The organism is Microcystis sp. LE19-84.1B (assembly GCF_027531875.1).
Lineage (GTDB): Bacteria > Cyanobacteriota > Cyanobacteriia > Cyanobacteriales > Microcystaceae > Microcystis > Microcystis panniformis.
In genome coordinates this window covers 1-10,536 of sequence record NZ_JAPZSR010000410.1, presented here as the reverse complement: position 1 = coordinate 10,536, position 10,536 = coordinate 1, and the positions used below count along the sequence as shown (strand labels likewise).

Genomic DNA, 10,536 nt, shown 5'->3' with positions numbered 1-10,536 from the left:
GAAATGGGGCGAAAGTCTGTGGACTCTGTGTAAGACAGTACATGGTTTTTTAACTGTGGTATGCGACGGTGGTGGAAGCAGAAACTTAAATCGTGAGGTTTAGGAATCGCCGCACTTTTAGGGCGGCGAGGATGTCAAATTCTGTCTGATCTTCTCACTTCCCCTCCCGACCACCGACTCCTAACCCCACCAACAAACTTATTCAGCAAGTCCTAATTATTGATTGCCTCGGTTTGAATGGCCACCTATCAACAATCTATCTCCTTAGCACAATTTAGCCATTTTGTCAAAAAAATTTTGACTTTGCAACAAAACTACACAAAAATTAGATCAACGTTGTTCGGGAAAAAAGGGATAATTGGCGAAAGTGTTTGGTTTTGCTCAAGGGAAAAATCTAGATTTAACAAGGGTTTTAAGATAACCCAGACCATTAAAACCCTAAAAATTACAACAAAGGCCATCATAGCATAATGCAAAATTATACCAGAATCGCTGGAAGTATTGCAACCTCGTAAATAAATAAAAATTATTCTCAATAAATTCTTAAGTAAAAATAAATATTACCGATTGTAAATTTAAATATTTTTAAGCATTGAAGGTATTTGCATATAAAATACTTATCATTTTGCCCTGATTGCCTCTGACTTGAAAGAGGGTGTGGGGTGTGGTGCGTGGGTAGGGTTGATTCATGAATCAACCCTACCTTGAATCAACCCTACCTTGAATCAACCCTGGGGGTGTGGGGAAGGAAACCTCTTTCATCTGTGGGGGTGAAAATTTTTTCATCGGGACTGACTTGAAAGAGGCGGTCGGCAGGGGGCAGGGGGCAGGAGGGAAAAGTACCACTTTGGGGAGTCAGTCGTCGATAACAAACTAGGCTACACTCTATAGGAGAAACCCGATGACTAAATTGATTATTTCGCAAAAATATGGCTAAAAAGCTCGATTTTGTTATTCCTGCCATCGGTGGAGTCACAGGAGCCAATTTATCTACTTGTCTGGGAAATATTGGCTTAGTCGGAAGATAAATTTTGTCTTTGATCCCCCCTGCCCCCCTTGAAAGCTATCCATTAGTCACATCTTTCTTAACATAAAATTTGACAAAAAGAGAAAAGTGTGCAAGATGGCTCAAGGGGGTTCTATGGGGGGACTAATTGTTTAGATATTCGTAGTTGGCAATGTCCTAAGTGTGGAGAAACCCACGATAGAGACATCAATGCCGCAATTAAGTGCGATTCGTTCAGTCGAAACCTAGAAATAGGGGGATGACTGGCTTCTGTTGAGTAACCCTAACTGGGTTGAGTACGCACTTTAATCCTCAGCAGATGACAACTTCATAACCTTGTAAGTGAGGGCTAGTATCCTAGAAACCCCAAGTCTTACCTTCCAGACGCAGGAATGAAAGCAAACGCCCTTACGGTAGCGACTAGCCATCAATCCGTAAAGCAGGGAATCGAGCGGAAAAAGCGACTTATAGCCTAAATAAGTCAACCGTAAGCAAGTTCCTATGGATAACGAAAGTTAAGTCATCGTCCGAATTACCGTTACGGCGAAGCAGTGAAATAAGGCTGACACACTGCCAGTACCAAAAGGTCAATAGTATAGGGTGGTATAAGGATTTGTATCGATATACCAAGCGTTACCCAAAAACTCGGTAAAAAGATGACATCCTAAAGGGAACAAACCAAAGGTTATGAGGAACGAAGTAACCCGATTATTACTCTTTAGTAAAGGTCGAAAACTAAGAGCAGTCAGCTAAGACGAAAACTCGGCAATACAGCAGGTAATAGTAGGGAAAGATTGAGTCAAAAGCCAACGCCTATTTGTAACGAATAGGATAGGCAGACGGACTCACGATTACAGGGAATGAAAAGTTGTAAGTAGTAATGTAAAAGTTATGACCACTGTTCAACAGATGGATAAATGGAAGACTTGGCAAGACATCAATTGGAAAAAGGTTGAACGTCAGGTTTTTAAGTTACAAAAACGAATTTTCAGAGCGTCTAGTTGTGGAGATGTCAAGAAGGTTCACAGACTCCAAAAATTATTGTTAAAGTCCTACAGTGCTAAAGCGTTAGCGGTGCGTAGAGTAACCCAAGACAATCAAGGAAAGAAAACCGCAGGTGTGGATGGAGTTAAATCTCTAACCCCAAAACAACGGTTAACCCTAATGACTGAACTAAACTTGGGAACAAAGGTCAAACCCACACGCCGAGTATGGATTCCCAAACCCAACGGCGAAAAACGACCTTTAGGAATACCTACCATGAAAGACCGTGCCTTACAAGCACTAGCTAAACTGGTACTAGAACCAGAGTGGGAAGCCAAATTCGAGCCTAACAGCTATGGATTTAGAGTAGGACGCTCTTGTCACGATGCTATAGCAGGGATATTCCAAGCCATTAACAAAAAGGCCAAGTATGTTCTTGATGCAGATATAGCTAAATGCTTTGACCGCATTGACCATCAAAAACTGTTAGAAAAACTTAACACCTACCCAACCATGAGGAAACAAATCAAATCATGGTTAAAAGCAGGAGTCATAGACGACAAACAGTTATTCCCAACCTCAGAAGGTACAGCGCAAGGCGGAGTGTTATCGCCATTATTGGCAAATATAGCACTTCATGGGTTAGAGGAATTGGTTATGAATCTAGCACCCTCATTTGACATGAAACGCAAAGACGGGACACAAATGAGTGTTAGAGACAAAATAAAATCAGTGACCTTAATCCGATATGCAGACGATTTTGTGGTACTACATGAAAACCTAGGGGTTATTCTCCTAATCAAAAAGGAAATAGAGGGATGGTTACAAAACATCGGACTTGAGTTAAAACCAAGTAAAACAAGAATAGCCCACACACTGAGAGAACATGAAAGCGAACAAGCTGGATTCGACTTTCTAGGGTTTAATATAAGACAATTTCCCGTCGGTAAATACACCTCGGGAAAAGTCAGAGGTAATCTGCTTGGTTTCAAAACAATAATAACCCCTAACAAAGAGAGTCAAATAAGACACTATAGAGAACTTAAACGCATCATAAACACCAGCAAGGGAATCAACCAAGCTGAACTCATTAAAAGGTTAAACCCTGTAATAAGAGGATGGTGCAATTACTTCTCAACAGTGGTTAGTCAGAAAATCTTTGAAAGATTAACCCACATCCTAGGGCATAAACTCATCAAATGGGGGATAAAACGCCATCGAAACAAAGGAAGAAAGTGGATTTCTAAAAGACACTTTCACACAATAGGTGGCAATAACTGGGCTTTCACAACCAGAGAAGAAAATAATCCTCTAAGGTTGTACGAACATAGAGAAACGGAAATCCGACGCTATGTGAAGGTCAAAGGGAACGCCTCACCCTACGATGGAAACCTAGTTTATTGGAGTTCAAGAATGGGGACTCATCCCGAAATGCCAACAGAAATTTCAAAACTGTTGAAAAAGCAAAAAGGGAAATGTACTCACTGTGGACACTTCTTAAGAGATGGGGATTTAATGGAGATAGACCACATCACCCCTAAATCACTAGGGGGGAATAACAGTTACAATAACCTCCAACTTCTTCATCGACATTGCCATGATGAAAAGACAGCCAATGATGGCAGTCTAGGCAACAAATCTGACTGCAATAGTGTCAAGCCAGAACCGCCCATACCAGATAATTACATCTGGGTAAAGGATATGTTGGTAATGACGTAGGAATGACAAACCCCGTGTAGTTGAGGAGCGGAATGACGAGAAATTGTCACGTTCCGTTTTGTAGAGCAGTAGGAGAGGCGACTCTCTTACTGACTTTAATTATTCGACCCCGGAAGGTTTACGAATTTTGGCGGTAGGGCATACCGCTACTGCTTTGCTGAGGGAGAGTAAGACCAAGTAAAGGCACTGCTTTTGCAAGGCATCTCCCCGTGAATGAAGAATCCCTCGCAGGAGTGCTTCGGGGAGTGTCAACGACGCTACGAGTCCTGAAAAGATTTTCGTCCCTGCTCAATCAAGGTATGAAAACTCACATCTGATAACTGATCACTGATCACTGACTGCCGATTACTGATTCGACATTTGGGCGGTGATTACGGTGAGATCGATCGCCCTTTCACCCCTTCTGATTCTTAGGGGTAAAGATTGACCGATCCCGGTTTTTTCCACCATTTCCTGTAACTCACCGCCATCGCTAACCGGTTGATTATTAGCTGTGACAATCACATCCCCGCGACGGATCCCAGCTTTTTCGGCGGGGGTATTGGGTAGGACTTTCACCACCAAAATTCCCGCCACTTCTGGCACGATCAGGGGAGAATTGGGGTTTTGATTATTGGCCCGGGCTAAATCGGGAGTTAGATTAACCATCTGCACACCGATATAGGGATGGGCCACCTTTTGACCTGATTCTAGGGTCGCTTGTAATTGCTTGGCCCGGTCGATGGGAATGGCAAAACCGATGCCCATGGCATCAGCACGAATCGCCGTATTGATGCCGATGACTTCCCCTTGGGCGTTGAGTAAAGGACCGCCGGAATTACCCGGGTTAATAGCGGCATCGGTTTGGATAAAATCAATGCGTTTATCGGGAATACCCGCCTTAGCCGCCGAGCGCCCGATCGTGCTAATAATTCCTAAAGTTACCGTATTATCTAGACCGACGGGATTGCCTACTGCGATCGCCCAATCCCCCACTTGTATGGAGGAGGAATTGCCGAGGACGGCTACAGGTAAATTTTCCCCTTGGGGATTAATTTTCACCACGGCTAAATCAGTGATCTCATCAGTACCGCGGACTTCCCCCTTGAAGCTGCGACCATCTTTTAAAGTTACCGTTACCTTATCGGCATTATCCACCACATGGGCATTAGTTAAGATTAAACCGCTGCCATCGATAATAAAACCCGATCCCTGGCCTGCCACTCGCTGCTGGGTGGGAACACGAAACTGTTCCCCAAAAAACTCCTGAAAAAAAGGATCATCAAAAAAGGGGCTATTGGGACGAGTAATGATTGCTTCGGTGTCAATTCGCACCACCGCCGCACCCGTGCGCGCCACTGCCTTAGCGACAAAACTTTCCGCCGTCATCTCTGGGGGGATTCTGGGCAGCTCTGCGGCAGCAGTGGGCAGATTTTGAGCATTTACCGCCGCTAAACTGCTAAAACCGAGCATAACTCCCAGAAAAGTTGCCAAAGCATGGGTAATAGTTCGCCGTAACCCTGTAGGAAGTTTCATACTTTGATCTCTAAATTCTGATGTTTTGACTGTTTCTGTCCATCGGTTCACAGACCGACTATTAAAAATCTAACAAATCGATCGCTCCGATTAAACTAAGACGCATCTTAACCGCCTATCCTTAGATTAGCTGACCCCCCCTTGCCACCCCTTGCCACCCCGATGTCGGGTAGGGTTGGGAGGGTAGGGTTGATTCATGAATCAACCCTACCCAACCCTAGGGTTGGGGGGTCTTGTCTCTTGTCTCTTGTCTCGTCTCAACAAGCAATTTAAAGGCGCGGGCAGCTTAAACCAATTAGTTGACACCAAGTCCGCCAGCAGACCCTAACTAATCTCTAATCACTAGGGGCGATTGCAGGGTAATATTTAAATCTCGATCGGGGTTAACAGAGTATAACTGCACGGAACTACCACCGACAATTCCCGCCGTCGGTAAACCCCATCCTGCAAGGGTTCCCACGGCTGCCCCCGCTAAGACATCGAGAACTTCGATCTTGCGATCGCCCGTAAGAGCAGCGATCGCTGTGGCTGCCCCCGCACCGGCGACGGTTCCCGCTAAGATATCTTGAGTTTTTGCCCCTTTACGCACGGTTTCAGTGGTAGTAATTAATCGCGAACTAGCATTGAGGGGAATAGTGCGATTGCCCCCATCGAGGCGAATTTCATCGGCAATAAACCGCACACCTTGGCCCACGGCTTGTAAAGTACCCTTGACTTCACTTCCCGCTGCAATCACCACAATCCCATTCCGGTTACGAATATCTCTGGCTACGGTTAAAGTCAGAGGAATAACATCACTTTTAGAAACTAAAATTTTATCGGCTTTCTCGTAATTCAAAGGGATAACTGTTCCCGCCGGAATCGAGACTTGTTGAGCGATGAGACTTTGCCGATTAATATTACTTTGAGCGAGGACGGGAAAAGTACCGGACATGGAACCCATGAGCAGGGTAATCAGTAAGGCTGTACTGGCTCTAGTAACAGGATTGATAGACATAGCGGTTATCCTCTCAAAAAACGACAGTGAACTTTCTCTGTTTCTAGATTATTTTTTTCTGTCCGTCATGTCAGTCCCCTCAACAGGGAATTTTTTCCCTCTCTATAGGGAAAAAAGTAGAATGGGAAAGTTTCCGCATTTTGTCCATCGACCGCAAAAGAGAGCCGAAAAGCCTAGAATAGTAAAAAACCCTAGATTGCCATCGTCTATGGAACTCGCTGCCGGAAAAATCCTTAGTCATCGCTACCAAATTATCCGTCAATTGGGAAAAGGGGGATTCGGACAGACTTTCTTGGCCTGCGATCGCCAGTTACCCAATCAAAATCGTTGTGTGATCAAACAATTTAAACCCCAGTGCCAGGATGCCGAAACTGTAGCCATCGCTAGACGACTCTTTGAAAACGAGGCGAAAATCCTGCAAGAATTGGGCATTCATCGCCATATTCCCCGTTTATTTGCTTATTTTGAGGAAAATGGGCAATTTTTCCTAGTGCAAGAATACATTGAAGGGGAAGATTTAGCCACAGAAATTACTGCCGGTGTCTATAGGCAAGATGAAGGGAAAGTGGTGGCTTTATTAACAGAAATTCTCTCAATTCTCGAATTTGTCCATCAGAAACAGGTGATCCATCGCGATGTTAATCCCTTCAATCTTATTCGTCGCAGCCAAGATCATCAATTGGTTTTAATTGATTTTGGTGCTGTCAAACAAATTAGCACTCAAGTGGTTAAAGAAGGTAAAACCGTTTCTACCATCGCTATTGGTACCCCTGGTTATTTCCCCAGTGAACAGGCCCAAGGTTATCCGCGTTTTAGTAGCGATATCTATGCCACTGGTATTATTGGATTACAAGCTTTAACCGGTAAAGATACCGAAGAGATTCCACTGGATGCTCGCACGGGAGAAATTCTCTGGCAACATTTGGCCATGACTAGCGCCGAGTTTAGTTATGTTATCGAGCGCATGATCCGCTATGATTTTCGTCAGCGTTATACCAGCGCCAGTGAAGCATTAATCGATCTGAGAAAATTAGGGAAAATTCATCATCTCGCTCCGAAAACTACCCAGGTGGTGAAATCTCAAGATCAAGTTGCTCGTCAAGGGAAATCTTGGTTAAAAAAAATCTTATCTGTCTGTGGGACAATTGGCTTAATAGCAGGTTCTTATCTGGGTTTTGACTATTGGAAAAATTCTCGTAATTCTCTTCGTTACTATCAACAAGGTCAGACTTTTTATCAACTCAAACGCTATACCGATGCCCTCAATTACTATGATCAAGCCTTAAAAATTAATCCCGATTATCTTGAGGCATTCCAAGGAAAAGCTGATGCTTTATTAGCTTTACAAAGATACTCGGAAGCTTTAATTATCTACGAAAAAGCTATTCAAATTAACCCAGATTCCGCTTGGCCAGCTTGGCTCGGTCGCGGGCAAGCTTTAGATAAATTAGGCAAAAATCAAGAGGCTTTGGAAAGTTTTGAGCGGGTCTTATCTCTTAATCCTGCCGCTAGTCAAGCTTGGCAAGGTAAGGCCGATATCTATCTAGAACTGCAACAATATTCCGCCGCCCAAAAAGCTCTTGACAAATTGTTAACTTTTCAGCAAAATGATGCCAAAACCTGGTATAAAAAAGGCTGGTCATTACAAAATCTTGAGGATTATGAAGGGGCAGTTAAAGCCTACGATCAGGCTCTAGCGATCGAATCGGATAATGCCTTAATTTGGTATCAAAAAGGTAATAGTTTGTATCAATTAAATAAAATTAATGAGGCTTTAGAAAGTTATAGCAAAGCTGGACAATTTAATCCCCAATTTTCCCAAGCTCACTATAGTCAAGGGATTATTCTGCAAAAATTAGGCCGCAAACCCGAAGCTTTGGAGGCATTTACTCAAGCAACTAAAGCCAATTCTAATTATTATCAAGCATGGTTAAATCAAGGGATATTACTTCATCAAATGGAAAGATTTAAAGAAGCGATCGCATCCTACGAAAAAGCTCGCCGCATTTCTTCCCAAAAAGCCGAAGTTTTTATCGGTATCGGTAACGCTTGGTATCGTTTAGGCGACAATTACCAAGCTATAAATGCCTATCAACAGGCGATTCAAAGACAAAAAGATAACCCCGAAACATGGAAAAGTTTAGGCAATAGTTGGTTTAAACTCGGTCAATACGAGCGAGCGATTCAAGCTTATCAAGAATCACTTCGTTATCGTTCCAATGACCGAGAAGTGCAGGCACAAAAACAACTGGCAGAAACTCGCTGGCAAGAACTTCAGCAATCTCTCCAAAACCAAACCCCCAAAGTCGATAATGAGGAACAGATTCCCTAACTTCCGCTCTTTTTCGGGAGCTTTATCGCTTTTTACCGGTATTTCTCGGCAATAATTCCCGTCCTTGATAAAACTGTTTTTTCAGTTCTCCCAAGCGCCAACAAGCTGCCACCATAATTACAGTTAATGCTGTCAGCACTGTCACGGGAACAAGGGCCGATTGAGCGAAAATTAGAGCTAAAAGTGGTAAAGATAGACCAAGAATAATAGCGATCGCTAATGTTAACCCCCGCAGACGATTAATATTTTTTAAAGCCCCTTGACAAACAGCACAATTTTTGGTATGGGAGTGATAGCGTTCGAGGAGAATCTCTTTTGATTGTCGGGAGGGAAAAGGTTGACCGGCGAAAGGATCAGCTTGGTATTGATTAACCCAATTGCGATACTCAAACACCAATAAATCCGCTTTGGTGGGGAGATAACAAGCTTGACTAAAATTCTGACTACCTCCCTGAGCTTGCAGATAACGCTCTTGATAGTAGAGAAAAATCTGATCATCTTCGAGAATAGCATTTTGATTGATGTGGGAATACCAAGTAGGGGTAAGCTTAATGAAGAATTTCGGCAACTTAGAGTTAAATTTAAAGGGAAAACGCGCAAAGAGACGACATTCTCCCTGACGGATGGGAGTTGCATAGACTACGGTTAAAGTCCGTCCGAACTTTTCCGAGGTGAGATCGTGGTAAATTAATCCGGGGGCGATAAAATTGCTGTATTGCTGACCTAATTGACCTTTACGCGGTCCTTCGGGCCAAATTCCCTTAAATCCCTGACGATTGGACTCGATAATTTCTAATTCCATAGGAGCGGCATTGGCCCGATTACCGATGGTGAGATGATGGGTATAGGGAATATGACTAGAATCGATAATATTTTCCATTAAAGTGACGGCTGAGTAGGGTAGATCTCGAAATGTATCCAAACAAATCCAAGCATCACCATCCTCCTCCAGGGGTTCAATAATTGGAATCGCAGTCAGGGGAGCATTTTCGGGATTACCCGCATAAACGAATAATAATCCCTGACGGATAGCCGTGGGAAAAGACCGCACACAAGCGCGTCGAGAAGTGTTAGCTTGACTGTTTTCCGGTTGTTGGGGAATAAATTCACAGTTTCCCCCTCCGGAAAAAGACCAACCGTGATAGGGACATTCTAGATGTCCGCTTTCGTTCAGACGACCTTCTGAGAGAGGAGCCAAGCGATGGGGACATTTATCCTCGAAAACTCGCCATTCTTGCTGATTTTTGTCCCACCAAATCACTAAATCCTCTTCTAGTAGAGTAAAGCGTTGGGGCTGCTTTTTGTCTAAATCTTTGACGTAGTAGATAGGATACCAAACTTGACGACAATCAAAGCGATCGATATCGGTTCCCCCGACGGGATAGGTAGCAGTGCTGCTCAACATAAATTTTAAAATAAGTTAACATTTCTCCTCCAAAATCTAACAAATTTAATCGACAAAAGGGGACAGATGCCGGTATCTGCTGGGGAAACAACCACCGGCGCTATATTTTGGGGTGATAATAAAGGGTAGTCTCCCATGGATAAAGCGAGAATGGGAGAAGGAGCAAGATAAAACTAAGGGGAGTTTACCAGAATGTCAGGAGAAACCGTCACTTATTCCCTAGAAACTATTCTGACCAGGATCGAGGGAAAAATAGACAATCTACAAAGGGACGTTAATCAAAAATTTGACAAGATTGTTGACATCCTCACCGCCGTAAACGGACGGTGATTCCCAAACCTCACGATTTAGGTTTCTGCTTCTTTCCCTTGCGGGGTTCCGCACCTGCCTTAACAGATTTACTCTGTTCTGGTCATCAGGTCGCTCTACAGACTGACACCGCAAGCCCTGCGGCCAAAATGTTTTTACTAGCGTTAACATCTCGGTCATGGTGAGTCCCACAGTCTGGACAATCCCACTCTCGAATATTTAACGGCATTTTCAAGGGCAATATACCCGCAATTACTACACCTTTTAGA

At 43.6% G+C, this 10,536-nt stretch carries 7 protein-coding genes and 1 pseudogene; 4 read left to right on the top strand and 4 right to left on the bottom strand.

Annotated features, from left to right (window positions below):
- Nucleotides 1-1,116: 1,116 nt before the first annotated feature.
- Both O9324_RS27360 and ltrA read left to right on the top strand, forming a co-directional pair.
- A complete protein-coding gene (locus O9324_RS27360; RefSeq protein WP_287627075.1) occupies nt 1,117-1,269 on the top strand; it encodes a zinc ribbon domain-containing protein in 153 nt (50 codons plus the stop codon).
- 628 nt (nt 1,270-1,897) lie between these two features.
- On the top strand, nt 1,898-3,709 hold the full coding sequence (ltrA, locus tag O9324_RS22885) for a group II intron reverse transcriptase/maturase (protein ID WP_287627076.1): 1,812 nt from the start codon (nt 1,898-1,900) through the stop codon (nt 3,707-3,709).
- Between the two features lie 345 nt (nt 3,710-4,054).
- Here the strand turns inward: ltrA and O9324_RS22880 are convergent, their stop codons facing one another.
- Nucleotides 4,055-5,224 carry an HhoA/HhoB/HtrA family serine endopeptidase gene (locus tag O9324_RS22880; protein WP_288141392.1) on the bottom strand — a complete coding sequence of 390 codons (1,170 nt, stop codon included), beginning with the start codon at nt 5,222-5,224 and terminating at the stop codon, nt 4,055-4,057.
- A gap of 328 nt (nt 5,225-5,552) precedes the next feature.
- Nucleotides 5,553-6,221 (bottom strand): hypothetical protein, encoded by a 669-nt coding sequence (locus O9324_RS22875; RefSeq protein WP_002766168.1) that lies wholly within the window; start codon nt 6,219-6,221, stop codon nt 5,553-5,555.
- A gap of 208 nt (nt 6,222-6,429) precedes the next feature.
- Between O9324_RS22875 and O9324_RS22870 the strand changes: the two genes are divergently transcribed.
- The gene (locus O9324_RS22870; RefSeq protein ID WP_288141391.1) at nt 6,430-8,553 is read left to right on the top strand and encodes a serine/threonine-protein kinase; all 2,124 of its coding nucleotides are present in this window, start codon (nt 6,430-6,432) and stop codon (nt 8,551-8,553) included.
- A 22-nt stretch (nt 8,554-8,575) separates the two neighbouring features.
- Here O9324_RS22870 and O9324_RS22865 read toward each other — a convergent pair whose 3' ends face one another.
- On the bottom strand, nt 8,576-9,958 hold the full coding sequence (locus O9324_RS22865) for an aromatic ring-hydroxylating dioxygenase subunit alpha (protein ID WP_288141390.1): 1,383 nt from the start codon (nt 9,956-9,958) through the stop codon (nt 8,576-8,578).
- Between the two features lie 192 nt (nt 9,959-10,150).
- On the opposite strand from O9324_RS22865, the gene O9324_RS22860 reads away from it, so the two are divergent.
- Nucleotides 10,151-10,288 (top strand): hypothetical protein, encoded by a 138-nt coding sequence (locus O9324_RS22860; RefSeq protein ID WP_288141393.1) that lies wholly within the window; start codon nt 10,151-10,153, stop codon nt 10,286-10,288.
- A gap of 10 nt (nt 10,289-10,298) precedes the next feature.
- Here O9324_RS22860 and O9324_RS22855 read toward each other — a convergent pair.
- A pseudogene (locus tag O9324_RS22855) lies at nt 10,299-10,536 on the bottom strand (zinc ribbon domain-containing protein); the annotation flags it as partial.

Coding starts and splice junctions, on each gene's coding strand:
- ltrA (WP_287627076.1), top strand. CDS start 1,898: ATGACCACTGTTCAACAGATGGATAAATGGAAGACTTGGCAAGACATC.
- O9324_RS22880 (WP_288141392.1), bottom strand. CDS start 5,224: ATGAAACTTCCTACAGGGTTACGGCGAACTATTACCCATGCTTTGGCA.
- O9324_RS22875 (WP_002766168.1), bottom strand. CDS start 6,221: ATGTCTATCAATCCTGTTACTAGAGCCAGTACAGCCTTACTGATTACC.
- O9324_RS22870 (WP_288141391.1), top strand. CDS start 6,430: ATGGAACTCGCTGCCGGAAAAATCCTTAGTCATCGCTACCAAATTATC.
- O9324_RS22865 (WP_288141390.1), bottom strand. CDS start 9,958: ATGTTGAGCAGCACTGCTACCTATCCCGTCGGGGGAACCGATATCGAT.
- O9324_RS22860 (WP_288141393.1), top strand. CDS start 10,151: ATGTCAGGAGAAACCGTCACTTATTCCCTAGAAACTATTCTGACCAGG.